This is a genomic window from Streptomyces sp. A1277, assembly GCF_004795015.1.
Classification (GTDB): Bacteria; Actinomycetota; Actinomycetes; order Streptomycetales; family Streptomycetaceae; genus Streptomyces.
This window is the reverse complement of record NZ_SSBI01000035.1, coordinates 61,490-84,943: the sequence shown is the minus strand read 5'-3', so window position 1 is coordinate 84,943 and position 23,454 is coordinate 61,490. Positions and strand designations below refer to the sequence as shown.

Genomic DNA, 23,454 nt, shown 5'->3' with positions numbered 1-23,454 from the left:
TCATTGCGTTAGGGAAACGCCCGGTTACATTCCGAACCCGGAAGCTAAGCCTTTCAGCGCCGATGGTACTGCAGGGGGGACCCTGTGGGAGAGTAGGACGCCGCCGAACTCCTTTTAGGAAGAGCCCTGTGCCCTTGTGGCACGGGGCTTTTCTGCGTTCTGAACGTTTAAGGTCGTGCCATGCGCTACGAACTTGTCATCTTCGACAACGACGGTGTGCTCGTGGACAGCGAGCCGATCTCCAACACCATCCTGGCCGGCTACCTCACGGAGCTGGGCCACCCCACCTCGTACGAGGAATCCCTGCGGGACTACATGGGGTCCGCCGTGCACCGCGTGCACGACCTCGTGGAAGAGCGGACCGGGGCGAAGCTGCCGGACGACTTCGACGTCACACTCCACTCGCGGGTCTTCGCCGCGTTCGAGCAGGAGCTGGAACCCGTCCCGGGGGTGGACGACCTGCTGGGCAAGCTCGTCGCCGACGGCATCCCGTACTGCGTCGCGTCCTCCAGCAGCCACCAGCGCATCCGGGTCAGCCACCGCAAGACGGGGCTCGACCAGTGGTTCGAGGAGGAGTGGATCTTCAGCGCGGAGGACGTCGGCCGGGGGAAGCCCTCGCCCGACCTCTTCCTGCTGGCCGCCGAGCGCATGGGAGTCGCGCCCGAGCGGTGCGTCGTCATCGAGGACAGCCCGCTCGGGGTCGAGGCGGCACGCGCGGCCGGCATGGACGTGTACGGGTTCACGTCGATGATGCCCGCGGACCGGCTGACCGGTGTGACCGGGTACTTCTCCGACATGGGACAGCTGCCGGAATTGCTTGCCTGACGCGTCTACCCATGGGTAGAAACTGGCTCTACGCTCGCGGCCATGACAGATGCACGTTTGCGGCACGGCAGGGCGTCCCTCGCGTTGAGCTTCTTCGTGCAGGGGGTCACCTTCGCCCTTCTGGTGACGCGGATTCCCGCCATCCAAGGCCGGTACGGGATATCCGACGGCCTGCTGCCGGTGTTCCTCGCCGCCGTGCCGATCCTGGCCGGGGCGGGCAGCGTGGTCACCGAGAAGGTGGTCGCGCGGGTGCGGCCGCGGGTGGTCCTGCGGTGGGCGCAGCCCGTCGTCCTGCTCGCGCTCCTCGGTGTCGGGGCCGGCAGCGAGGTGTGGGAGGCCGCCCTGGCGCTCGGGCTGTTCGGGCTGGCCGTCGGCGCGCTGGACGCGTCCATGAACATGATGGGCGTCAGCCTCCAGCGGGCGTACGGGCGTTCCATCATGCTGGGCTTCCACGCCGCGTACAGCCTGGGCGGGATCGCCGGGGCCTCGATGGCGTGGGCCGGGGCGCACTGGGACCTGTCGTTGCTGGTCTCGTACCTGCCGGCGGTCGTGGTGCTGCTGCCCGTCGCCTTCATCGGGAGCCGGTGGTACGTCGAGGGCGGCAAGGACGAGGAGCTGGAGAAGGGCGCCGAGGGCGGGAAGACCGCGTCGGTGTCGTTCCGGCTGCTGCTGCCGCTCTGCCTGGTGATGTGTTTCGCGTACATAGGGGACTCGACGGTCTCCAACTGGAGCGCGAAGTACCTCCAGGACGTGCTGGGGAGCTCCGAGCAGCTGTCGACCGTGCCGTACAACGTCTACATGGTGACGACGCTGCTGGGGCGGGCCGTCGGGGACTTCGGGGTGCGGCGGTTCGGCGCGGTGGCCGTGGTGCGGGCCGGGACCGTGCTGGCGGCGGCCGGATTCGGCGTGGTGGCCGTCGCGGACGGGGCGTGGACGGGAATGCTCGGGTTCACCATGCTGGGGCTCGGGCTGTGCGTGATCGTGCCGCAGACGTTCGCCGCCGCCGGGCGGATGTTCCCCGCGGCGAGCGACACCGCGATCGCCCGGCTGAACATCTTCAACTACGTGGGCTTCCTGGTCGGCTCGCCGCTCGTCGGGGCGCTCGGGGACGCCTGGAGCTACCGGGGCGCGATGCTGGTGCCGATGGTGCTGGTGCTCGCGACGCTCGTGTACGCCAAGTCGTTCGCGGCGGAACCCGCCCGATACGGTGGCGGGCATGAGCGGCCGCGCACAGTTGATGTGGGATGACGCAGTAACGGGGTACGACTTCGGGGAAAGCCATCCGATGGACCCGGTCAGGCTTGCCCTGACGATGGGGCTGGTGCGCGCGTTCGGTCTGGACCGGGCGGTGGACGTGGTGGCGGCCAAGGCGGCCGGGGACTCCACGCTGCGGCTCGTGCACCGGCCGGACTACGTGGCGGCGGTGAAGGCCGCGTCGGCCGATCCCCGCTCGGCCGACCAGGCGTACGGGCTCGGGACCGTGGACGATCCGGCGTTCGCCGGGATGCACGAGGTGTCGGCGCTGATCGCCGGGCAGTCCGTGGCGGCCGCCGAGGCGGTATGGCGGGGGGAGACCCGGCACGCGGTGAACTTCACCGGCGGGCTGCACCACGCGATGCCCGGGGGCGCGGCCGGCTTCTGCATCTACAACGACCCGGCCCTCGCCATCGCGCGGCTGCTGGAGCTGGGCGCCGAGCGGGTCGCGTACGTCGATGTGGACGTGCACCACGGCGACGGGGTGCAGGCGGCCTTCTGGGAGGACCCGAGGGTCCTGACCGTGTCGTTGCACGAGCACCCCCGGACGCTGTTCCCGCAGACCGGATGGCCCGAGGAGACCGGGGCGGGGGCCGGTGAGGGCGGTGCGGTCAACGTGGCGCTGCCGGCCGGTACGGGGGACGCCGGGTGGCTGCGGGCGTTCCACGCGGTGGTGCCGGAGCTGCTGGCGGACTTCCGGCCGCAGGTGCTGGTGACGCAGCACGGGGCGGACACGCACTTCGAGGACCCGTTGGCGCATCTCGCGGTCTCGCTGGACGCGCAGCGGTCCGTGATGGCGGCCTGCCACGACCTGGCGCACGCGTACGCGGACGACGGGCGGTGGGTGGCGCTCGGCGGGGGCGGCTACGCGGTGGTGGACGTGGTGCCGCGGTCCTGGACGCATCTGGTGGGCATCGCCGCGCATGCCCCGGTGCACCCGGAGTCGGTGATTCCGTCGTCCTGGCGGGACGAGGTGTACGCGCGGACGCGGCAGCCGGGGCCGACGCGGATGACGGACGGGCGTACGCCGTCGTGGTCGTCGTGGGAGGACGGGTACGACCCGGCGGACCGGCTGGACCAGGCGGTGCTGGCGACGCGGCGGTCGGCGTTCCCGCTGCGGGGGCTGCTGGCCTGAGGACGTACGGGATGTGAGTACGGGTTACGCCGACTGTGGGGCGAAATCCGGCTTTTGGTCCCTGGATGGTGCGGGTGGGGCAGCATCGGTGGGGTGTTGAGCACCGGAGCGCTGCGTGCGCATCTGCTGGCGGCCCGGCTGGCCGGGCCCGTGGCGACCTCGCGTGAGGTGAGTCTGCGGAGTTATCGGCTGTTCGCGGCCAGGGACCCGCGGGTGACGCTCGGCCTCGACCCCGGGCGGGGCTGGGGGGAGCGGGAGCTGCTGCGGCTGATGGCGGACCGGTGCGGGGTCTCGGACGATCCCGCGCATGTGTCGGGGCCCGATGTGATCGATCCCGAGCGGACGGTGGCGGGTCTTGACGCGTTCGCCGCGCGGTTGGCCGAGGCGGCGGCGCGGCGGGCGCCGGTGCTCTTCGGGACGGGGCATCCGCATCGGCTGCTCGGTTTCTACGCGGCGCTGGCAGACGCTTTGTCGACGGTGGGGTGCCCTGTTCTCACCCCGGCGCAGGGGCGATGTATCGACATAACGACTCGGTTCGGCCTACGTACGTACAACCTCGACTACGTACGGGGAGTCGCGCTGGTGCGTGAACCCGGCGCGGGGGCTGCGGGCGGTGGCACCGGCGCACACTCCCATTCGCCGCTTCCGGTGAGGGTGGTGCTGGAGGCCGCTGCGGAGGGCCGGGGGCCGCTTCCGGAACTCGTCGTGGGGGACCACGGGTGGGTCTGCGGGGCAGGTCAGCTGGGCATCGAGGCGATCGGGCTCGCCGATACGGACGATCCGGCGCTGTTCGTAGGGGAGGCCGAGGGGCGGGTGGCGGTCGCCGTTCCGCTGGACGACGCCGTGCGCTCCGCGTACTACCTGCCGCTCACGCGCTATGTACTCAATCGGGCGTGTCTGTCACAGTAGCGGCCGATCGTCTCTCCTCTTCCCCACTCGCATCACCCGCCCCTAATCTGGGGAGTGAGCGCACAACGACGAAGAGTCACCGGAGGGGAAGCCGGTGCGCGTCTCGTGCGGAAGGTACAGGTGAGTCATGGCTGCTGACAGCGAGATGCCTCTGAACGAGGTCAAGTTTCTGACTGTGGCGGAAGTCGCCTCGGTCATGCGGGTGTCGAAGATGACCGTGTACCGCCTGGTGCACAGCGGGCATCTGCCGGCGATCCGGGTGGGCAGGTCCTTCCGGGTGCCGGAGCAAGCGGTTCACGAGTATCTCCGCGAGTCCTTCGTGGGGGTGGCATCGGCCTGACATTCCCCTCGGATTACGTCCCTCACGCGGTGGCGGGTAGGCTAGGCCGACGTAGGTCGTGTGGGCCCAGACGCCCCGCACCAGTGAAGAAGAAGTGAGCGAGGGTAGTCGTGGGCTCTGTTATCAAGAAGCGGCGTAAGCGGATGGCCAAGAAGAAGCACCGCAAGCTGCTCAAGCGCACGCGCGTTCAGCGTCGCAACAAGAAGTAGGCGAACGCAGTTCGTGAATCCGCAGCCCTCCCGCCGTCCCGGCGGGAGGGCTGCGGTGCTGTGTGCGGGGGGTGTCCACCCGCTACGGTGACGTCCTGCGGGACTTCTCACCTCTCGCACGGAAGACCGACCGAATACGGGAGACCGACGGAAGGCGCTGATCTTGGGGAAGGTCGTGCTCGTCACGGGAGCGGCCCGGCAGCTGAGCGGCCGTTTCGTGCGGCGTGTCCAGCGTGAGCCGGACGTGGAGCGGGTGATCGCCGTCGACGCGGTCGACCCGGGGCACGAACTGGGCGACGCCGTCTTCGTCCGCGCGGACATCCGCCAGCCCGCCATCGCCCGGGTACTCGCCGAGCACGCGGTGGACACCGTCGTGCACCTGGACGTCAGCGGCACGGCGCTCGGCACGCAGGGGCGTACGGCGGTCAAGGAGACCAACGTCATCGGCACCATGCAGCTGCTCGGCGCCTGCCAGAAGGCACCGGCCGTGCAGCGGCTCGTGGTGAAGTCCAGCACCAATGTGTACGGTTCCGCGCCCCGCGATCCGGCGGTCTTCCACGAGACGACCCCGCCCAAGTCGCTGCCGGCAGGCGGCTTCGCGAAGGACGCCGCGGAGGTCGAGGGATACGTACGGGGCTTCGCGCGCCGCCGGCCGGACGTGGCCGTGTGCGTGCTGAGGTTCGCGAACATCCTGGGGCCCGACGCGGACTCGCCGCTCGCGGACTACCTGTCGCTGCCGGTGCTGCCGACCGTGTTCGGGTACGACCCGAGGCTCCAGTTCGTCCACGAGGACGACGTCATCGACGTGCTGGGCATCGCGGCGAGCGAGCCGAGGCGCGGGACGCTGAACAGCGGCACGTTCAACATCGCCGGCGACGGGGTGCTGCTGCTCTCGCAGTGCTCGCGGCGGCTGGGGCGGCCGACTGTGCCGTTGCTGCTGCCCGCGGTCACCTGGGTCGGGCAGGCGCTGAGGGCGGTCGGCATGACGGACTTCTCGCCGGAGCAGATCCGGCTGCTCACCCATGGCAGGGTGGTCTCCACGGTCCAGATGCGCGAGACGCTGGGGTTCTCCCCGCGCTACTCCACGGCGGAGGCGTTCGCGGACTTCGCGCGCAGCCGGGCGCCGGGGCTGCTGCCGCCCGAGGCGGTCGGCCGGGCCGTGGACCGCGTGGCCGCGGCGGTGCCCCGGATCGCCGGGGCGGACGGCGACACACACCCGACTCCGAGCGCCAGGTAGAGGAGTGCAGCGACGATGGCGGATGCCAAGGTCATTCCGTTCGACGACGACCGTTCGCGGTCCGGGGGTCTGCCGCGCGCCGCGCGCCGGCGGCCTCCGGTAGGCGGCACCGGGTCGGTGAGCGCGCTCCCGGGGCAGCCGGACGCCTCGCCGCCGCCCGAGGAGCCCCAGGAGGGCCCGCGGGAGGCCGCGGGGCGGGGCGGCTGGGAGCGGAGGATCGCGGGAGGGCTCGCCTTCCTGCGGCGGCGGGTCACGGGCGAGTACGACGTGGACGAGTTCGGCTACGACGAGGAGCTGACCGACCAGGTCCTGATGTCGTTGCTGCGGCCGGTGTACGAGAAGTACTTCCGGGTCGAGGTGAAGGGCGTTGAGAACATCCCGGCCCAGGGCGGGGCGCTCATCGTGTCCAACCACTCCGGGGCGCTGCCGCTGGACGGGCTGATGCTCCAGGTCGCGGTGCACGACCACCATCCGGCGGGGCGGCATCTGCGGCTGCTCGGGGCGGACCTGGTCTTCATGCTGCCCGTGGTCAACGAGCTGGCCCGGAAGGCGGGGCACACCCTGGCGTGCGCGGAGGACGCGGAGCGGCTGCTGCGCAACGGCGAGGTGGTCGGGGTGATGCCGGAGGGCTTCAAGGGGCTCGGCAAGCCGTTCGGCGAGCGGTACAAGCTGCAGCGCTTCGGGCGGGGCGGTTTCGTGTCGACGGCGCTGAAGGCCGGGGTGCCGATCGTGCCGTGCTCGATCGTGGGCGCGGAGGAGATCTACCCGATGATCGGGAACTCCAGGACGCTGGCGCGGCTGCTGGGCTTCCCGTACTTCCCGATCACGCCGACGTTCCCGTGGCTGGGGCCGCTGGGGGCGGTGCCGCTGCCGACGAAGTGGACGATCCAGTTCGGGGAGCCGATCGAGACGGACGGCTATCCGCTGGAGGCGGCCGAGGACCCGATGCTGATGTTCAACCTGACGGATCAGGTGCGGGAGCAGATCCAGCACACGCTGTACAAGCTGCTGGTGCAGCGGCGGTCGGTGTTCTTCTGACGGCCGCCGCCGCACCGGCGGGGCGGGTCAGCCCTTGTCGTCCTCGGCGTGGATGCCGAGGCCGCCGATCAGGCCGGGGAGCAGCGGCGGCAGCGTGACGTCCGGGGCCGGGGGTGTGCTCGGGGTGTCCTTCGACGGGGTGGTGGCGTCGGGCGAGGGCGGGTCGAAGAGGCCGCCGCCGTCCGTGCCGCCGCCGATCAGGCCGTCTGCCGGGCTGCTGCCGGCGTCCGAGGGGCGGGGGGACGAGCTGGTGTCCGTACCGCCCTTGTCGTGGCGGGCGGACGAGGAGGGCGACGGGGTGCGGGCGCCGGTGGACGGGTCCGTGCTGGTGCCGGTGGAGCCGGAGCGCTGGGATCCGCCGCTCTTCTCCGGGGCGCGCGGGAGCAGGGACTGCAGCGGCGCGACTTCTTCGTCTATGGCGGCGAAGACGGAGCTGACCTGGTCGCCGACGTCGGTGAGCTGGACGGGGAGGCGGTCGCGGAGGTTGGTCCAGCTGTCGCGGTGGGAGCGGGAGAAGCTGTCCAGGGCCTGGATCGGGCCGAGGGCGCCGTCCCGCTCGTAGGCGGCGTGGAGGAGGCGGTGGCCCTCGGTGGCGTCGTGGGTCATGCCGTTGAGCGTGCGCCTGATCTCGCCGAGCTGCTCGTGGTCGAGGTGGCCGGAGCGGGCGCGCTCCATGAGGCGGCGGGCCTCGCTGAGGCGGGTGGACGCCTGGTCGAGGTAGATCTCGCCGCGGTCGGTGTCGTTGTTGGTGAGGCCGAGGTGGATGTCCTCCATGCCGCGCTTCAGGCCGTAGAGCGAGTCACCCGGGAGGGCGTCGGAGCTGGCAGCGGCCACTCCGCCGAAGGCTCCTGCGGCCACACCGACCGTGAGCCCGCCGGCGGCGAGCCCCCTCGACCAGCGGGTTCTCGGGCGCAGCTTGCGGAGCGGGGAGGCGCGGTGGCTGCCCCTGCTCCGTTGTCCGGGCACCGTAGGGTCCGCGGACGCGCCCCCCTCGGCGAACATGGCCTCCATGGCGGCGACGAGCTGGGCTCGCTGCACCACTTTGACCTCGGGGTCCAACTGAGGCTTCGGTAGCTCGCCGAGGCCGTTCGCCAGGGCCAACAGCGGTCCTCGGTCGGCCTGTTCGGCCGGGTCCTCGGGCTGTACGGCCGCCGCACCGCGGAGCGACTGCTCCTCCAGGGCCTGGGCGAAGGCGTTCGCCCGCCGGTGTGCCGAAACGTTTGCGATCACTGGCGGCACCTCCTCTCGTCATGACGGTCGACTCCCCTGGGCATCCGGAAGGTTGCACACCTTGAGCGCTTCCACACGATCGAGTGAGCGTCTGCGGACATGGTGTGACGACAGGGGGCCTGCATCCGGCACAACGAGTGGCGCGGCACTTGGGTTACGCACGAAAGATGATCGGACCAGTGCGTCATGAACACAACGCCGGGGCCGGTCCGGACGGGGGAGGTGGGGTCAGCGGGCATCGTCCGGGAGGAGCCGGGCGAGGGTGCGGACGGCGCGGTACTGGAGGGTCTTGATCGCGCCCTCGTTCTTCCCCATCACGCGGGCGGTCTCGGCGACCGAGAGGCCCTGGAGGAAGCGCAGGGTCACGCACTCCTGCTGCTGGGGGTTGAGCCGGCGCACCGCGTCGAGCAGGGCGGCGTTGGAGAGGGACTCCAGGACGGAGTCCTCGGGGCTGCGCTCGACCTCGTTGGCGTCGAGCATTTCGCCGGTGGTCACTTCCAGCCGGAAACGACTGGATTTGAAGTGGTCGGCGACCAGGTTGCGCGCGATCGTGACCAGCCAGGCGCCGAAGTCGCGGCCCTGCCAGGTGAAGGTGGAGATGCGGCGCAGGGCGCGCAGGAAGGTCTCGCTGGTGAGGTCCTCCGCCGTCGCCTTGCTGCCCACGCGGTAGTAGATGTAGCGGTAGACGGTGTCGCTGTACTGGTCGTAGAGGCGGCCGAAGGCGTCGGCCTCGCCGGCCTGGGCGCGCTCGACGAGCTCCATCATGCGCGCGCTGTCGCTGTCGGCGGTCGGCCGACGGACGGTGGTAGTGGACGTGGCGCCGCGGTTGCTGCGTCTTCCGACCGCCGCACTGCGTTCGGCCAGGGCGTAGCAGGGGCCGGCAGGTGCAGGGGCGGCAAAGGCGGGTACGGCGTACGCGGTGGGGACGAAGCCGCGCAGGCGGTCGGCGACCGATGCGCGCAGCGTAGCCAGGCCCGAGGCGTCAACCCCGACGTGTGGGTACACGGGACTCCCAGAGGCAGAGCTTCCATCACGAGCAGTGCGAATCCGTCACTCGTCGTAGTGAGTGGCGGGTCCGGAATGCGTCTGAGGAGAATAACGCTTCGTACAGGCTGTGCTACACCCAGTTGCTCAAATCACCGATTACGTCGCTTCCGTGCCAACTTTTCGACGCATCAGGCAGCACAACGTGATCGCTTGTTGATCGATTTACTTCCGGATCTGTCTGCGGGCGCGACGGGTTGTGGTCGGCGGCAGGGGTGCCCGGAGGGCGGCGGGGCGGGAGCGGCGGCGGGGGCGGCCGGGGTCAGCGGCGGCGGCGGTGCAGGGCGACGGCCGCCGCGGTGCCGCCCGCGAGGGCGCCGACGCCGGCCGCGGCCGGGATGCCGACCTTGGCCGCCTTGCGGCCGGTGCGGTAGTCGCGCAGCCGCCAGTCCAGGGCGCGGGCGTGCTTGCGGAGCTTGGCGTCCGGGTTGATCGCGTAGGGGTGGCCGACCAGCGACAGCATCGGGATGTCGTTGTGGGAGTCGCTGTACGCGGCGCAGCGCGCCAGGTCCAGGCCCTCCGCCGCCGCCAGGGCGCGTACCGCCTCGGCCTTGGCGGGCCCGTGCAGGGGTTCGCCGACCAGGCGTCCGGTGTACACGCCGTCGACCGACTCGGCGACCGTGCCGAGCGCGCCGGTCAGTCCGAGCCGGCGGGCGATGATCGTGGCGGTCTCCACCGGGGCGGCGGTGACGAGCCAGACCTTCTGGCCCGCGTCGAGGTGGGCCTGGGCGAGGGCGCGGGTACCGGGCCAGATGCGGTCCGCCATGTACTCGTCGTAGATCTCCTCGCCGATGGACATCAGCTCGGAGACGCGGTGGCCCTTGACGATGGACAGGGCGCTGTCGCGGGCGTCCTGCATGTGCTCGGGGTCCTCGACGCCGGCCAGCCGGAACCATGCCTGCTGCCAGGCGAACCGGGTGAGTTCGCGGCGCTCGAAGAACTTGCGCTTGTAGAGGCCGCGGCCGAAGTGGAAGATCGCGGCGCCCTGCATCACGGTGTTGTCGAGGTCGAAGAAGGCGGCGGCCCGTTCGTCGCCGACGACGGGGAACTCGGGCTCCTCCGGCTCGGCGCTCTCCTTCTCCTCGGCTGACTCGGCGGACCCGGCTTCGAGCGAGGACTTCCGCGCGGCCTCCGCCGCCGCTTCGCCTGCCAGCACGCTGCGTGCGGTCGCGGAACGCCTACGGGGGGTGAGCCATCCGGGAGCGGCCATGCGGTGAGCATAGCCAGTCGGCCCGGTCCGACAGGCCCCGCCGTGACGCCGTGGGGTGAACTCCTGGTGTCCGAGGGCTCCGGGACGGGGCCCCAGAATGAGAGGCATGAGTGCCCTGTTGCGTCGTAGGAAGAAGAACCCCGCCGAGCGTGTGGTGACCCTGGTGGGGAAGCCCGGCTGTCACCTCTGCGACGACGCGCGGGTGGTGGTGCGGGCGGTGTGCGAGGAGACCGGCGCGTCCTGGGAGGAGAAGGACATCACCCAGGACGAGGAGCTGTACCGGGAGTACTGGGAGCAGATCCCCGTGGTGCTCGTGGATAACGAACAGCACACGTTCTGGCGGGTCGACCCCGCAAGACTGCGCAGCGCGCTGCTTTCCTGAGTGAAACCCGGTTACCATCGTGGGCGTTTTGAGTGGTCTCGGGGGCGTAGCTGTGAGGAGTGTGTTCCGCTTTGCCCCCTTCGGGCCTGCAACGGGCTGATGCGATCCGTGGTTCCTGGATCGCGCGACGGATGTGCGTGACCCCGGTCACTTTGACCGGACAAACCGGACACAATCTTTGTGCACGCGTTCACAAAGACATAGCCTGCATTCGACGGGGCGGTCTTGGGACATACGGCCGCCTGCAGCCCCGCTCATCCCGCAGGAGCACCGTGGCAACTGGCCGAAATCACCGACCGGCGACCCGTAGCCGAGGAATTCCCGAGGCCACCGTCGCCCGACTTCCGCTGTATCTCCGCGCGCTGACCGCGCTCTCCGAGCGCTCGGTCCCCACGGTCTCCTCCGAGGAGCTGGCCGCGGCGGCGGGGGTCAACTCCGCGAAGCTGCGCAAGGACTTCAGCTACCTCGGCTCGTACGGGACGCGCGGCGTCGGCTACGACGTCGAGTACCTCGTCTACCAGATCTCGCGCGAGCTGGGCCTCACCCAGGACTGGCCGGTCGCCATCGTCGGCATCGGCAACCTCGGCGCGGCCCTCGCCAACTACGGCGGGTTCGCCTCGCGCGGGTTCCGCGTCGCCGCGCTGATCGACGCCGATCCGGCCATGGCGGGTACGCCCGTCGCCGGCATCCCCGTCCAGCACGCCGACGACCTGGACCGCATCATCAGCGAGAACGGTGTGTCGATCGGTGTGATCACCACCCCGCCCGGCGCCGCCCAGCAGGTCTGCGACCGGCTCGTCGCCGCCGGCGTCACCTCGATCCTGAACTTCGCCCCGACCGTCCTGTCGGTGCCCGAAGGCGTCGACGTGCGCAAGGTCGACCTCTCCATCGAGTTGCAGATCCTCGCCTTCCACGAGCAGCGCAAGGCCGGTGAGGACGGTGTCGACGCCGGTCCCGACCCGGCCGCGCCGCCCGTGCGCGCCACCACCACCCACACGAGCACCGGCCGGAAGGGACCCGACGGGGACATGCCCGCCGTGATGCCGGCATGAGCCTGCTCCTCGTGGGTCTGAGCCACCGCAGCGCCCCCGTCTCCGTGCTGGAGCGGGCCTCGCTGGCCGCCGACACCCAGGCCAAGCTGCTCCAGGACACCCTGGCCGCCGAGCCCGCGACCGAGGCCGCCGTCCTCGCGACCTGCAACCGCATCGAGCTCTACGCCGACGTGGACAAGTTCCACGCGGGCGTCGCCGAGCTGTCCACCCTGCTCGCCCAGCACAGCGGCGTCGGGCTGGACGAGCTGACTCCGTATCTCTACGTGCACTACGAGGACCGGGCCGTCCACCACCTCTTCTCGGTGGCCTGCGGGCTGGACTCGATGGTCGTGGGCGAGGGCCAGATCCTCGGCCAGATCAAGGACGCGCTGGCCCTCGGCCAGGAGCTGCACACCGCGGGCCGGCTGCTCAACGACCTGTTCCAGCAGGCCCTGCGGGTCGGCAAGCGCGCCCACAGCGAGACCGGGATCGACCGGGCCGGGCAGTCGCTCGTCACCTTCGGCCTGGAACAGCTCGCCGACGGGGGCGACACCGCAGCCTGGGCCAGGGGCAAGCGCGCCCTGGTCATCGGCGCCGGCTCGATGTCCTCGCTGGCCGCCGCGACCCTGGCCCGCACCGGCGTCGCCGAGATCGTCGTCGCCAACCGCACCCGGGCCCGCGCCGACCGGCTCGCCGAGATCCTGAACCAGCCCGGCTCCACGGGCACGCGCGCGCACGCGGTGGAGATGGCCGAGGTCTCCGGTGAACTGACACGTGCCGACATCGTCGTCTCCTGCACCGGCGCCACCGGGCTCGTCCTCGGCGCCGAGGCCGTCGCCGATGCGCTCGGCCTGGACCACGTGCCCGCGCGCGAGGGGTCCGGCCTGATCCCGGCGCAGTCCACCGGGCCGGTGCGCCTGGCCCTGCTCGACCTCGCCATGCCGCGCGACATCGACGCGGGCGCCGGCCGCCTCGACGGTGTGCGCCTCGTCGACATCGAGTCGCTCGCCGAGGCGTCGGCCGACGCCCCGATGGCCGCCGATGTGGACCGGGTGCGCACCATCGTCGCCGACGAGGTCGCCGCCTTCGGCGCCGCCCAGCGCGCCGCCCACATCACCCCGACCGTCGTCGCCCTGCGCACGATGGCCGCCGGCGTCGTCGCGGACGAGATCGCACGGCTGGACGGACGCCTCCCCGACCTGGACGAGAAACAGCGCGCCGAGATCACGCAGACCGTGCGCCGCGTGGTCGACAAGCTCCTGCACGCGCCCACCGTGCGGGTCAAGCAGCTCGCCAGCGAGCCCGGCGGCGCCGGGTACGCGGACGCGCTGCGCGAACTCTTCGACCTCGACCCGCAGACGGTCGCCGCCGTCTCCCGGGCAGACCTGAACGACCCGAATCGAGGGCGGTCATGACCGACAACTCACCCCTGAGGCTGGGGACTAGGCGCAGCAAGCTCGCCATGGCGCAGTCCGGCCACGTCGCCGACGCGGTCAGCGAGGTGACCGGGCGCGCCGTCGAACTCGTGGAGATCACCACGTACGGGGACACCTCCCGGGAGCACCTGGCGCAGATCGGCGGGACCGGCGTGTTCGTCGCCGCGCTGCGCGACGCGCTGCTGCGCGGCGAGGTGGACTTCGCCGTCCACTCGCTCAAGGACCTGCCGACCGCGCAGCCCGAGGGCCTGGTCCTGGCGGCCGTGCCGGTGCGCGAGGACCCGCGTGACGTGCTGGTGGCCCGGGACGGGCTGACGTTCGCGCAGCTGCCGTCCGGCTCCCGCATCGGCACCGGCTCGCCGCGCCGCATGGCGCAGCTCAACGCGTACGCCCGCAGCCACGGCCTCGGCATCGAGACCGTCCCGATCCGGGGCAACGTCGACACGCGCATCGGATTTGTACGCAGCGGTGAGCTGGACGCGGTGGTTCTCGCCGCCGCCGGGCTCAACCGTCTGGGCCGCAGCGGTGAGGTGACCGACTTCCTGTCGGTCGACACCGTGCTGCCCGCTCCCGGTCAGGGAGCACTGGCGATCGAGTGCGCTGCGAGCAGCGCCGACCTCGCCGCCGCGCTCGCCGAGCTCGACGACCCGTACACCCGGGCCGCCGTGACCGCCGAGCGTGCCCTGCTCGCCGCCCTGGAGGCCGGCTGCTCCGCACCCGTGGGTGCGCTGGCCGACCTCCTCGCCGACGGTCAGGCTGTCAACGAACTGCGCCTGCGCGGTGTCGTCGGTTCCACCGACGGTGCCTCGCTGGTGCAGATGTCCACCACCGGTCCCGTTCCCACGTCGCACGACGACGCGGCGGCGATCGGTCGCGAACTCGCGGCCGAGATGCTTGCCAAGGGTGCGGCCGGTCTTATGGGGGAGCGAGCACTTTGAGCCCCACCGGCCCCGCCGCATCCGATTTCCCTGTCCTGTCCGCAGGGCACGTCACCTTCCTCGGCGCCGGTCCCGGCGACCCGGGACTGCTGACTCTGCGCGCCGTCGAGGCGCTTGCGAGCGCGGACGTTCTTGTCGCCGAGCCGGACGTTCTCGGCGTCGTTCGCTGCCATGCGCGGGCAGGGGTAAGCACCCCTGAGCTGGCGGTTGTTGACGCGCAGTCAACGGCCGCCGGAGTACCCGTTCTCAGGGACGCGGCCAATCTTGTCATGGAGGCCGCGAAGGGCGGCAGGCGGGTCGTGCGCGCCGTGGCCGGTGACCCCGGCCTGGACGGGAACGCGGCCGGCGAGATGCTGGCCTGCGCCGCGGCCGGCATCCCCTTCGAGGTCGTGCCGGGCATCGCCAACGCCGTGGGGGTGCCCGCGTACGCCGGGGTGCCGCTGCGGGACGCCCAGGGCGCGGACGTACGGTTCGTCGACGCCCGTACGGCGAGCGACCGCTGCTGGAGCGAGGTCGGCGCGAGCGATGCCACGTGCGTCATCTCGACGTCGCTCGACGCGGTGGCCGCGGCCGCCGGTGAGCTGGTCTCGGCGGGCCGCAAGCCCGACACCCCGCTGACCGTGACGGCCGCCGGCACGACGACGCGCCAGCGCACCTGGACGGCGACCCTCGGGACGATCGCCCAGGTCTTCAAGCAGGGCAAGGTGCTGCCGTCGCCGGAGGGGCACCAGCCGGTCATAGCCGTGGTCGGGGAGCGCAGCTCCGCCGCCCAGCGCGACCAGCTCGCGTGGTTCGAGTCCAAGCCGATGTTCGGCTGGAAGGTCCTCGTGCCGCGTACGAAGGAGCAGGCGGCCTCGCTCTCCGACCAGCTTCGTTCCTACGGTGCGGTACCGCACGAGGTGCCGACGATCGCCGTCGAGCCGCCGCGTACGCCCCAGCAGATGGAGCGGGCGGTCAAGGGCCTGGTCACGGGCCGGTACGAGTGGATCGCCTTCACCAGCGTGAACGCCGTGAAGGCGGTGCGGGAGAAGTTCGAGGAGTACGGGCTCGACGCCCGTGCCTTCGCCGGGATCAAGGTCGCGGCCGTGGGCGAGCAGACCGCCGCCGCGCTCATCGACTTCGGTGTGAAGCCGGACCTGGTGCCCTCGGGCGAGCAGTCGGCCGCCGGGCTGCTGGAGGACTGGCCGCCCTACGACCCGGTCTTCGACCCGATCGACCGCGTCTTCCTGCCGCGCGCCGACATCGCCACCGAGACCCTGGTGGCCGGGCTGATCGAGCTGGGCTGGGAGGTGGACGACGTCACCGCGTACCGCACGGTCCGCGCCTCGCCGCCGCCCGCCGAAACGCGTGAGGCGATCAAGGGCGGCGGTTTCGACGCGGTGCTGTTCACCTCGTCCTCGACCGTGCGCAACCTGGTCGGCATCGCGGGCAAGCCGCACAACGTGACGGTCATCGCGTGTATCGGCCCCGCCACGGCGAAGACCGCCGAGGAGCACGGGCTGCGCGTGGACGTCCTGTCGCCGGAGCCCTCGGTGCACAAGCTGGCCGAGGCGCTGGCCGAGTTCGGCGCGCGGCGCCGGGACGCGGCGCGGGAGGCCGGTGACCCGGTGACCCGGCCGAGCGAGCGGCGTCCGGGTGCGCGCAGGCGTCGTACGACGACCTGATCCGGTCGTAGGCGGGGCCCGGTCGCTTCTCCTCGAAGCGGCCGGGCCCCGCCCCGTTTCCCGGCACCCGTGTCGGCAAGAGCGCGATGTGTACGGGTCTAGTCTCGAAGGATGACTGTGTACGGAAACTTCCCCGGCTCCCGCCCCCGGCGGCTGCGGACGACCCCCGCGATGCGGCGGATGGTCGCCGAGACACGGCTCGACCCGGCGAACCTGATCCTGCCCGCGTTCGTGCGCGAGGGCATCGACGCCCCGGTCGCCATCTCGGCCATGCCCGGCGTGCAGCAGCACACCCTGGACACCCTGCGGAAGGCCGCCGTGGACGCGGTCTCGGCCGGGGTCTCGGGGATCATGCTGTTCGGTGTGCCCCTGGACGAGAACAAGGACGCGCGCGGCACGGCCGGCACCGACCCGGACGGCATCCTCCAGGTCGCTCTGCGCGCGGTGCGCGAGGAGGTGGGTGACGATCTCATCGTCATGTCCGACCTCTGCCTGGACGAGTTCACCGACCACGGCCACTGCGGTGTGCTGACCGAGGACGGCCGTGTCGACAACGACGCCACGCTGGAGCGGTACGCGGAGATGGCCCAGGTCCAGGCCGACGCCGGCGCCCATGTGGTCGGCCCCAGCGGCATGATGGACGGCCAGGTCGGCGTCATCCGCGACGCGCTCGACCAGACGGGGCACGAGGACGTGTCGATCCTCGCGTACACCGCGAAGTACTCCTCGGCGTTCTACGGCCCGTTCCGCGAGGCGGTCGGCTCCTCGCTCAAGGGCGACCGCAAGACGTACCAGCAGGACCCGGCCAACATCCGCGAGTCGCTGCGCGAGCTGGCGCTCGACCTCGAAGAGGGCGCGGACATGGTCATGGTCAAGCCGGCCGGCCCGTACCTGGACATCCTGGCGAAGGTCGCCGAGGCGTCGGACGTGCCGGTCGCCGCGTACCAGATCAGCGGTGAGTACGCGATGATCGAGGCCGCCGCCGAGAAGGGCTGGATCGACCGGGACGCGGCGATCCTGGAGAGCCTGACCGGCATCCGCCGGGCGGGTGCGCAGCTGATCCTCACGTACTGGGCGACGGAGGTCGCGCAGCGGCTGCGGGGCTGAGCGGGCCGGCTACGGCCAGGCGAGGATGGTCATGAACACCGCCCACGTGAGGACCACGACGAAGGGGGCGGCCACGGCCAGGAAGATCGCCGCCGCCGGCCTGCGCCTGGTGAGCACCCAGCTCGCGACCACGGTGACCAGAGCCAGGAGCAGGCCGCAGCAGGACACCGTGAAGGCCGGACCGAAGGTGGCTTCCATGCGCTCGTCATCCGCGTCCGAGCAGGAGTCGCAGGCCATCGGCGCGAACATGCTGTACAGCAGGGCCACGTAGACGAGCGGCGGTGTCACGATCGTGGAGAGGAGCGAGGCGATCCATGCGTGCCGGGGGCGGTCGTCCGCGACGACGGGGTGCGACATGCGTGCGATTCCACCAGTCGGGGTGTCCCGGCACATGAGTTGTCGTACCTAGGCCCTCGACTGTCGTACCCGGAAACTACGATCGGGCACATGAGAGCCTCCGGAACGTTCACCGTCAACTCCTTCGTCCCGTCCGAGCTGAAGCCCGAGCCCGAGGTCTCCACCGCGCTTCCCGTCGGGGTGGCGACGATCGTGAAGACCTTCGAGGGCGAGGTGGCGGGGCGGTCGACCACGCTGTTCACCGCCGCCTTCGACCAGGACGCGGGCGTGGGTACGTACATCGCCATGGAGTCCTTCGAGGGCACGCTCGCCGGGCGCGAGGGCACGTTCAACTTCGTGCACTCGGCCGCGACCGGCGGCAGCGACCGTACGAATGAGTTCTTCACGATCGTGCCGTCGAGCGGGACCGCCGCCCTCGCCGGAATCAGCGGGGGCGGCGGGCTGGCCGTCGATGCGGACGGTACGCACCGGATCTGGTTCGACTTCGAGCCGGCCGGTCAGTAGGTGAGCGCGTCGGCCATCTCGCTCTGCCAGTAGGTGACGAAGCCGTTGTCGTCCCAGTACGTCGTGCCGGGCAGCGTCAGCTCGGCCGGCGAGGAGTTGACGGGCGAGTCGCCGCGGTCGGCGAAGATGACCCCGAGGTGCTTGCTCTCGTACGGCTTCCGGCCGTTGGGCTCACCGGTCAGGGCGATCCCGGCGTACGCCGACTGGCCCGGGTCGAGCGTCACCACGGCCTGCGGCCGGCTGCTCTGCAGGACCTGGAACACCGCCTGGGCGCCGTCGAAGCGGAGCATGGGCGCGTGGTACGCGTAGCAGGGGCGGTCGCCCGTGTTGGTCGCCGTGAGCAGCAGGTGGTTGACCGGGCGGCTCACCTTGGTGACGGTGACCTTCGTGTTGGAGCCGGTGCACGTGACGGGGGACTTCGGCTTGGGGGCGGCCGGGGCCTTGGTCTTCGTTACCGTGGCCGGGGTCTTCGGCTTGGCGTCGGCGGCCGGCTCGGTGTCGGTCGCCGACGTCGAGTCCTTGGCCGGGGTGGCCGAGGGCGACGGGGAGTTCCCGCCGTCCTTGTCCGCCGTCGGGCCGGCCGCGGCGGCCGCGCCGGGCTTGCTGGTGTCGGTGCCCTCGTCCCCGCTGCACGCCGTGAGCGAGAGCGCGGCGAGCAGGGCGGTGGCCGCGAGAACGGTGGTGCGGATGCGGTTGCTGCGCATGGTGGTACTCCCCGTAAGTGTGTTCTGTGTGGTGCGGTCTGTGGTGCGGTCTGGGTCGTTCTGTCGTCAGTGGCGGCAGATCAGGAGCAGGACGATCGCGGTCGTCACGATCACCACTCCGATGGCCAGGACATCGGTCAACTCGATGCGGAAGAGGGTTCGCACTGCGTCGGTCCCCGTGGTCGCTGTGGTGTGATCCGAGCTTGCGGCACGGCGGATTCCGGCCGCAACGCCCGCCACACCATTGGGGATGCTGGAATGCCTGCGCGTACTGTGACCTGGGCAGATTCCATGTCCCTGGAACGGTGATCCGGGACGGACCAGGAGGGGGAACGCTGCAGTGGCGACGCCGGAGGCCGAGCAATTCGCAGGTCTGTTGAAGAAACTGAAGGACCGTTCGGGGCGCAGTTACGGGGTGCTGGCCGGCCGGCTGCACGTCAGTACGTCGACACTCCACCGGTATTGCAACGGGGACGCCGTCCCGGGCGAGTACGCCCCCGTGGAACGGTTCGCCCGCCTCTGCGGGGCCACGGCCGACGAGCTGGTGGAGCTGCACCGGCGGTGGATCATCGCCGATGCGGCACGGCGGCGGGGGAAGCCGGACGCCCCCGTCGCGGGGGCGGAGGCTCCGGATGCGGTGTCGGATGCGGAGCCGGAAGCCGATGCTCCGGTCGAGCCGGCTCCGGCTCCGGTCGAGCCCGCCCCGGCCCCCGAGCCTGTTCCGGAGGTCGAGCCCGCTGCCGTCCCCGGGTCCGAGCCCTCCTCCCGGTGGCGCCGCGCCTCGGCCCGTACGCGGGTGCTGCTCGCCGCCGCAGCGGTCGTCGCGCTCACCGTGCCCACCGCCGTGGTCATCGGCCAGCTCAAGGAGACCGGTGCGGGCTCCGCCGTGGGCGTGCCCGGAGCCCGGAGCACGCAGGAGGGCAAGGGGGCGGACGCGGTGTCCGAAAGCCCGGAGAGCCCGTCGGCGTCCGCTTCGGTGTCCGCGTCGGCGTCGGAGCGGGCCAGTGCCTCCGCGAGCCCCGGGTCCGCCAGTCCCTCCGTACGGTCATCCGTGTCCGCCTCGCGCACCCCCGAGAGTGCCGGGCGCCCGCCGACCGTCACCATCAGCTCGTACAACTGGGAGGAGCCCTGCGGGCAGTTCTATCTGCTCGGCCAGGACCCGGCGACCGTGCCGCCCCCGCCCTCTCCCACCAGCACCCGGGGCTGGGCCCGCTCGCTCGGCGGGGTGGACGGCGGCAGCATGAAGCTGGAACTCACCGTGCAGGGCACCTCGCAGCAGGCCGTCGTCCTGACCGGCCTGCACGTCCGCGTGCTGAGCCGGCGGGCGCCCCTGCAACGGCCCGCGTTCTCCATGGGCGAGGGCTGCGGCAGCGGCATCGAGCCGCAGTCCTTCGACATCGACCTCGACAACAGCCGCCCCGCGCTCACCCCGGTGGCCGGCAAGCAGGGCGACGAGACCGTCCCGGCGAAGGACTTCCCGTTCCAGGTCTCGTCCAGCGATGTGGAGGTCTTCGACCTGGACGCGCACGTCGAGGGCCACGACGTCAGCTGGTACCTGGAGCTGGAGTGGAGCAGCGGCGGCCGCAAGGGCACCCTGCGCATCGACGACGGCGGCACGCCGTTCCGTACGAGCAGCATCGCGGGGCGGCCCGAGTACTACTACCGCTACGACACGTCGGTCTGGGAGAAGCGCTGAGCGGATCGCGACCCCCAAGGGCCTGGTGAAGGCTCCCCGGGGGCCGCGATCCGGTGGGGTCAGGCGCGCTTGCGGCGGCGGGCCATGACGACCAGGCCCGCACCGGCGGCGACGACCACGGCGCCTGCGATGGTGATCGGGACCATGTTGCTGCTGCCGGTCGTCGCGAGGTCGCCCTCACCGGGCTGCGACGGACTGGCGGACGGGGCCGGTGCGCCCGGGGTCGCGGAGCCCGACGGGGTACCGGACGGCGTGGCGCTGCCGGACGGCGGGGTCACCGGGGCCGACGGGGTGCCCGTCGCCGGGGGCGTCGTGGTGGGCGTGCCGCTCGGGGTCGTGCCGGGCGACGGGGTCTCGGTGCCGGGGACCTCGGGCAGGCAGCCGGTGAACGGGAAGTGGTGCGTCTCCGCACCGCCCGAACCGTGCAGCGACGCCACCCACACCGAGCCGTTGACCGGCGCGGCCGTGCCCAGCTCCAGGTGGGCGTGGGGCGCGAGCACGCTGCCCGGCCAGGCGGCCTGGCTGTTCTTCACGACCTTCGTGGCGTCCGGGAAGTTCCACAGGAGCTTCGCCCGGACCGCGCCGTCCGACGCGCTCTGCAGCTTGTCGTCCAGCACGAAGTCCTGACCGCCCGACAGGAAGAAGCCGGTGGTGCGGGCCGTCGCCATGTCGTACTCCTGGCCGCTGACGTTGACGATCGTCGTCGCACCGGCCGGGACCTTGATGAAGACCTCCTTCGCCTTCTCCAGCTGCGCCGCCGGCACGGAGAAGACGTTGCGGCCGCTGTCGGTGCCGGTCAGCGTCAGCCGGTCCCCGTCGCGCCGCACCTCGGCGCCCGCCGTCGCGGACTCCCCGGCCAGCGCGGCCGAGTAGGAACGGAGTTCGGCGAACTCCCCGTCGAAGTCGATCAGGTCGGCCTTCTTGCTGAAGGTGCCGTTGTGCAGCTCGACGGCGCGGTCCTTGATCGCGCCCCCGACCACCGCGTTGCCCTTCATCACGACGGTGGCCGAGCCGCCGTTGAGCAGGTCACCGCGCACGACGAGCGAGGCGCGCCCGGGCAGCGCGTCGACCTCGGCGGCCGACAGCTCGTTGGCGACGCTGAACCCGCCCCGGAAGTCCGCGTCGCCGCCGACGGCCACCGCGCCTTCCGCGTCGGGCGAGTGGACGTCGTCCCCCAGGACGAACTCGCCGTACTTGCCGGCGATCCCGAAGGCGTCGGTCGTGCAGTCCGCCGGGGCGGGGGCGGCCTGGGCGGCCGGAGCGACGGTGAGCCCGAGGACGAGGGCACCGCCGAGCGCCGCGAGGGCGGCAGAGGTCGGTATGCGCATAGTGGGTGGTTCTCCTGCGGAGCAGTTATGAAGGTTCTGTGGCGACTCCGGTCATGATTCCCATACTTGCGAAAATTGGTCAAGACCAATGCGTCGATTCAGGCACACGAAGTTCAGTCCCACCAGAACGCCCAGCTCTCCTGCTTCAGCAGCGCCTCAGGCGCGTACGCCCGGAGCGTGTCGAGCGTCGACTGCCGGATGGTGTCCGGGCAGAACGCGAAGTGCTCCGCCGCCAGCGCCAGCGCCTCGGCCGTCGTCGTGGGCGGCCGGCCCCGTCAGTTGATCCGCGATCTCGGCCGCGAGGGCGTCCGGCTCGTCCGGGCCCGCCTCGGCCGGAGTCGGCGCCGGGCCCGGCCACACGCCGGCCGGTCGCGCGCAGCGCGGCCCACGCCCCTGGGCTCGCGGGCTGGTCCGCGTACCAGAGCAGGGGCTCGTGCCACGTCTCGTCGACCGTGGTGTCCACGAGGGTGCCGGGCGGGGCAGGGGGCACGCCTGCTCCGGCGCGTCCTGGGAAGGTGGTGTCTGCCCGTTCCCCGGAGAGGGGCCCCGGTGCCACCGACGACGACCTTCGAGGAGACACATGTCCAGCAGCACCGACGACAGACCGGAACTCCGGCAGGAACCGCCGGCCGCACCGGGCGAGGACGCGCTCCTCGGTGAACGCGCCGTCCGGCTCCGGCGGCGGCTGGAGAGGCTCATCGGGATCGCCGCGACCGAGGGGAACGCGCTGGTCCCCCTGCGCAACGGGGACGCCATCTTCGCCGCGATGCTGGACGGCATCCGGGGGGCCGAGCACACCGTGGACATGATGACCTTCGTCTACTGGCGCGGCGACATCGCGAGGGAGTTCGCGGCCACGCTTGCGGAGCGGGCGCGGTCCGGGGTCAGGGTGCGGCTGCTGCTCGACGGGTTCGGCAGCAGGCTCATAGAGAAGGACCAGCTCAGGGCCATGGAGGAGGCCGGGGTCCAGGTCGCGTGGTTCCGCAAGCCGCTCTATCTGTCACCGCTGAAGCAGAACCACCGTTGTCACCGCAAGGTCCTCGTGGTGGACGAGGAGACGGCGTTCACCGGGGGCGTGGGGATAGCCGAGGAGTGGTGCGGGGACGCCCGTAACGAGCACGAGTGGCGGGACACGCACGTCCAGGTGCGGGGACCGGCGGTGGACGGCCTCGCGGCGGCCTTCGCGCAGAACTGGGCCGAGTGCCACGACGAACTGTTCGACGCGCGCGACCGGTTCCTGAGCATCCCGCCGCAGGGTGAGGCCGTGGTGCAGGTGGTGCGGGGCTCGGCCAGCTTCGGCTGGCAGGACATGCAGACGCTGCTCCGTGTGGTCCTGGAATCCGCCGAGGAGCGTATCCGGATCGCCACGGCCTACTTCGCGCCGGACGCCTTCTTCATCGAGCTGCTGTGCGCGGCGGCGCGGCGCGGCGTGGAAGTGGAGATCCTGCTGCCGGGGCCGCACACGGACAAGCGGGTCTGCCAGCTCGCCGGGCAGCTGTACTACGAGGAGCTGACGGCCTGCGGCGTGAAGATCTTCCAGTACCGGCCGACGATGATGCACGCCAAGATCGTCACCGTCGACCGGGTTGCCGCGCTGATCGGGTCCACGAACATCAACCGCCGCTCCCTGGACCACGACGAGGAGGTCATGCTCGCGGTGATGGACCGGGCGTTCACGCAGACGCTGGACGGCCATTTCGAACAGGATCTGAAGGTGAGCGAGCGGATCGAGGGCCTGCGGTGGCGGCGGCGGTCGGTCGTGCAGCGGGTCCGTGAGGCATCGGTGGTGCCGTTCCGGCGCTTCCTCTAGGAATAAACAGAAAGCGCCCATCAATTCCACGGAAATGGCCGGATGCTCCGGCCCCGCGGAATGCCG

24 protein-coding genes and 1 rRNA gene are annotated in these 23,454 nt (G+C 71.4%); 18 read left to right on the top strand and 7 right to left on the bottom strand.

From position 1 onward, the window contains the following. The 9 genes from rrf to E6R18_RS22585 form a co-directional block, all read left to right on the top strand. Positions 1-109, top strand: a 5S ribosomal RNA gene (gene rrf, locus E6R18_RS22625); the annotation flags it as partial. Between the two features lie 71 nt (positions 110-180). Beyond that, positions 181-825 carry an HAD family hydrolase gene (locus tag E6R18_RS22620; protein WP_136318723.1) on the top strand — a complete coding sequence of 215 codons (645 nt, stop codon included), beginning with the start codon at positions 181-183 and terminating at the stop codon, positions 823-825. A gap of 42 nt (positions 826-867) precedes the next feature. Next, positions 868-2,073 (top strand): MFS transporter, encoded by a 1,206-nt coding sequence (locus E6R18_RS22615; RefSeq protein WP_168712410.1) that lies wholly within the window; start codon positions 868-870, stop codon positions 2,071-2,073. After that, positions 2,042-3,214 carry an acetoin utilization protein AcuC gene (locus tag E6R18_RS22610; protein ID WP_136318722.1) on the top strand — a complete coding sequence of 391 codons (1,173 nt, stop codon included), beginning with the start codon at positions 2,042-2,044 and terminating at the stop codon, positions 3,212-3,214. Before E6R18_RS22615 ends, E6R18_RS22610 begins: the two co-directional genes overlap by 32 nt. 93 nt (positions 3,215-3,307) lie before the next feature. Further along, positions 3,308-4,123: a phosphatase gene (locus tag E6R18_RS22605; protein WP_136318721.1), complete on the top strand. Its 816-nt coding sequence runs from the start codon at positions 3,308-3,310 to the stop codon at positions 4,121-4,123. Positions 4,124-4,250: 127 nt separating this feature from the next. Then, complete coding sequence (locus E6R18_RS22600) at positions 4,251-4,463, top strand: helix-turn-helix domain-containing protein (RefSeq protein WP_136318720.1); 213 nt, start codon at positions 4,251-4,253, stop codon at positions 4,461-4,463. Positions 4,464-4,573: 110 nt separating this feature from the next. Next, on the top strand, positions 4,574-4,672 hold the full coding sequence (locus E6R18_RS22595) for an AURKAIP1/COX24 domain-containing protein (RefSeq protein WP_003948845.1): 99 nt from the start codon (positions 4,574-4,576) through the stop codon (positions 4,670-4,672). 163 nt (positions 4,673-4,835) lie between these two features. After that, on the top strand, positions 4,836-5,909 hold the full coding sequence (locus tag E6R18_RS22590) for an NAD-dependent epimerase/dehydratase family protein (protein WP_136318719.1): 1,074 nt from the start codon (positions 4,836-4,838) through the stop codon (positions 5,907-5,909). Positions 5,910-5,924: 15 nt separating this feature from the next. Continuing rightward, positions 5,925-6,947 (top strand): lysophospholipid acyltransferase family protein, encoded by a 1,023-nt coding sequence (locus E6R18_RS22585; RefSeq protein WP_136318718.1) that lies wholly within the window; start codon positions 5,925-5,927, stop codon positions 6,945-6,947. 27 nt (positions 6,948-6,974) lie between these two features. Here E6R18_RS22585 and E6R18_RS22580 read toward each other — a convergent pair whose 3' ends face one another. The 3 genes from E6R18_RS22580 to E6R18_RS22570 form a co-directional block, all read right to left on the bottom strand. After that, positions 6,975-8,177: a DUF5667 domain-containing protein gene (locus tag E6R18_RS22580; RefSeq protein ID WP_136318717.1), complete on the bottom strand. Its 1,203-nt coding sequence runs from the start codon at positions 8,175-8,177 to the stop codon at positions 6,975-6,977. Between the two features lie 228 nt (positions 8,178-8,405). Beyond that, complete coding sequence (locus tag E6R18_RS22575) at positions 8,406-9,182, bottom strand: ECF subfamily RNA polymerase sigma factor, BldN family (RefSeq protein WP_136318716.1); 777 nt, start codon at positions 9,180-9,182, stop codon at positions 8,406-8,408. A 301-nt stretch (positions 9,183-9,483) separates the two neighbouring features. Next, positions 9,484-10,431, bottom strand: a complete 948-nt coding sequence (locus E6R18_RS22570; protein ID WP_136318715.1) for an HAD-IB family hydrolase — start codon at positions 10,429-10,431, stop codon at positions 9,484-9,486. Between the two features lie 106 nt (positions 10,432-10,537). On the opposite strand from E6R18_RS22570, the gene E6R18_RS22565 reads away from it, so the two are divergent. From E6R18_RS22565 to hemB, 6 genes are all read left to right on the top strand, one after another. Further along, positions 10,538-10,813, top strand: coding sequence for a glutaredoxin family protein (locus E6R18_RS22565; protein WP_136318714.1), 276 nt, complete (start codon positions 10,538-10,540; stop codon positions 10,811-10,813). Between the two features lie 272 nt (positions 10,814-11,085). Continuing rightward, a complete protein-coding gene (locus E6R18_RS22560) occupies positions 11,086-11,865 on the top strand; it encodes a redox-sensing transcriptional repressor Rex (RefSeq protein ID WP_136318713.1) in 780 nt (259 codons plus the stop codon). Continuing rightward, positions 11,862-13,259 (top strand): glutamyl-tRNA reductase, encoded by a 1,398-nt coding sequence (locus tag E6R18_RS22555; protein WP_136318712.1) that lies wholly within the window; start codon positions 11,862-11,864, stop codon positions 13,257-13,259. The genes E6R18_RS22560 and E6R18_RS22555 overlap by 4 nt, the downstream gene beginning before the upstream one ends. Continuing rightward, a complete protein-coding gene (gene hemC, locus E6R18_RS22550) occupies positions 13,256-14,218 on the top strand; it encodes a hydroxymethylbilane synthase (RefSeq protein ID WP_136318711.1) in 963 nt (320 codons plus the stop codon). Before E6R18_RS22555 ends, hemC begins: the two co-directional genes overlap by 4 nt. Beyond that, on the top strand, positions 14,215-15,882 hold the full coding sequence (locus E6R18_RS22545) for a bifunctional uroporphyrinogen-III C-methyltransferase/uroporphyrinogen-III synthase (protein WP_136318710.1): 1,668 nt from the start codon (positions 14,215-14,217) through the stop codon (positions 15,880-15,882). Before hemC ends, E6R18_RS22545 begins: the two co-directional genes overlap by 4 nt. Positions 15,883-15,993: 111 nt before the next feature. After that, on the top strand, positions 15,994-16,989 hold the full coding sequence (gene hemB, locus E6R18_RS22540) for a porphobilinogen synthase (RefSeq protein ID WP_206308358.1): 996 nt from the start codon (positions 15,994-15,996) through the stop codon (positions 16,987-16,989). Positions 16,990-16,998: 9 nt separating this feature from the next. Here the strand turns inward: hemB and E6R18_RS22535 are convergent, their stop codons facing one another. After that, the gene (locus E6R18_RS22535; RefSeq protein WP_136318709.1) at positions 16,999-17,346 is read right to left on the bottom strand and encodes a hypothetical protein; all 348 of its coding nucleotides are present in this window, start codon (positions 17,344-17,346) and stop codon (positions 16,999-17,001) included. Between the two features lie 90 nt (positions 17,347-17,436). Between E6R18_RS22535 and E6R18_RS22530 the strand changes: the two genes are divergently transcribed. Continuing rightward, positions 17,437-17,850 carry a DUF3224 domain-containing protein gene (locus E6R18_RS22530; RefSeq protein WP_136318708.1) on the top strand — a complete coding sequence of 138 codons (414 nt, stop codon included), beginning with the start codon at positions 17,437-17,439 and terminating at the stop codon, positions 17,848-17,850. Here the strand turns inward: E6R18_RS22530 and E6R18_RS22525 are convergent. Continuing rightward, positions 17,844-18,554 carry a DUF4232 domain-containing protein gene (locus E6R18_RS22525; RefSeq protein WP_136318707.1) on the bottom strand — a complete coding sequence of 237 codons (711 nt, stop codon included), beginning with the start codon at positions 18,552-18,554 and terminating at the stop codon, positions 17,844-17,846. The two genes, E6R18_RS22530 and E6R18_RS22525, sit on opposite strands and share 7 nt — an antisense overlap. Positions 18,555-18,894: 340 nt before the next feature. On the opposite strand from E6R18_RS22525, the gene E6R18_RS22520 reads away from it, so the two are divergent. Next, complete coding sequence (locus tag E6R18_RS22520) at positions 18,895-20,250, top strand: helix-turn-helix transcriptional regulator (protein ID WP_136318706.1); 1,356 nt, start codon at positions 18,895-18,897, stop codon at positions 20,248-20,250. A gap of 59 nt (positions 20,251-20,309) precedes the next feature. On the opposite strand, the gene E6R18_RS22515 is transcribed toward E6R18_RS22520, so the two are convergent. After that, positions 20,310-21,578: a choice-of-anchor A family protein gene (locus E6R18_RS22515; protein WP_136318705.1), complete on the bottom strand. Its 1,269-nt coding sequence runs from the start codon at positions 21,576-21,578 to the stop codon at positions 20,310-20,312. Positions 21,579-21,691: 113 nt separating this feature from the next. Beyond that, positions 21,692-21,814: a DUF4253 domain-containing protein gene (locus tag E6R18_RS35400; protein ID WP_346764996.1), complete on the bottom strand. Its 123-nt coding sequence runs from the start codon at positions 21,812-21,814 to the stop codon at positions 21,692-21,694. Between the two features lie 344 nt (positions 21,815-22,158). On the opposite strand from E6R18_RS35400, the gene E6R18_RS22505 reads away from it, so the two are divergent. Further along, entirely contained in the window at positions 22,159-23,388 is a 1,230-nt protein-coding gene (locus E6R18_RS22505) for a phospholipase D-like domain-containing protein (RefSeq protein WP_136318704.1), read from the top strand. Positions 23,389-23,454 lie beyond the last annotated feature (66 nt).

Bases quoted from the DNA above. Each gene is read 5' to 3' on its own strand.
- E6R18_RS22615 (WP_168712410.1), top strand. From the start codon at position 868: ATGACAGATGCACGTTTGCGGCACGGCAGGGCGTCCCTCGCGTTGAGC.
- E6R18_RS22505 (WP_136318704.1), top strand. From the start codon at position 22,159: ATGTCCAGCAGCACCGACGACAGACCGGAACTCCGGCAGGAACCGCCG.
- E6R18_RS22600 (WP_136318720.1), top strand. From the start codon at position 4,251: ATGGCTGCTGACAGCGAGATGCCTCTGAACGAGGTCAAGTTTCTGACT.
- E6R18_RS22570 (WP_136318715.1), bottom strand. From the start codon at position 10,431: ATGGCCGCTCCCGGATGGCTCACCCCCCGTAGGCGTTCCGCGACCGCA.
- hemC (WP_136318711.1), top strand. From the start codon at position 13,256: ATGACCGACAACTCACCCCTGAGGCTGGGGACTAGGCGCAGCAAGCTC.
- E6R18_RS22515 (WP_136318705.1), bottom strand. From the start codon at position 21,578: ATGCGCATACCGACCTCTGCCGCCCTCGCGGCGCTCGGCGGTGCCCTC.
- E6R18_RS22555 (WP_136318712.1), top strand. From the start codon at position 11,862: ATGAGCCTGCTCCTCGTGGGTCTGAGCCACCGCAGCGCCCCCGTCTCC.
- hemB (WP_206308358.1), top strand. From the start codon at position 15,994: ATGACTGTGTACGGAAACTTCCCCGGCTCCCGCCCCCGGCGGCTGCGG.
- E6R18_RS22565 (WP_136318714.1), top strand. From the start codon at position 10,538: ATGAGTGCCCTGTTGCGTCGTAGGAAGAAGAACCCCGCCGAGCGTGTG.
- E6R18_RS22620 (WP_136318723.1), top strand. From the start codon at position 181: ATGCGCTACGAACTTGTCATCTTCGACAACGACGGTGTGCTCGTGGAC.
- E6R18_RS22585 (WP_136318718.1), top strand. From the start codon at position 5,925: ATGGCGGATGCCAAGGTCATTCCGTTCGACGACGACCGTTCGCGGTCC.
- E6R18_RS22525 (WP_136318707.1), bottom strand. From the start codon at position 18,554: ATGCGCAGCAACCGCATCCGCACCACCGTTCTCGCGGCCACCGCCCTG.
- E6R18_RS22530 (WP_136318708.1), top strand. From the start codon at position 17,437: ATGAGAGCCTCCGGAACGTTCACCGTCAACTCCTTCGTCCCGTCCGAG.
- E6R18_RS22610 (WP_136318722.1), top strand. From the start codon at position 2,042: ATGAGCGGCCGCGCACAGTTGATGTGGGATGACGCAGTAACGGGGTAC.
- E6R18_RS22535 (WP_136318709.1), bottom strand. From the start codon at position 17,346: ATGTCGCACCCCGTCGTCGCGGACGACCGCCCCCGGCACGCATGGATC.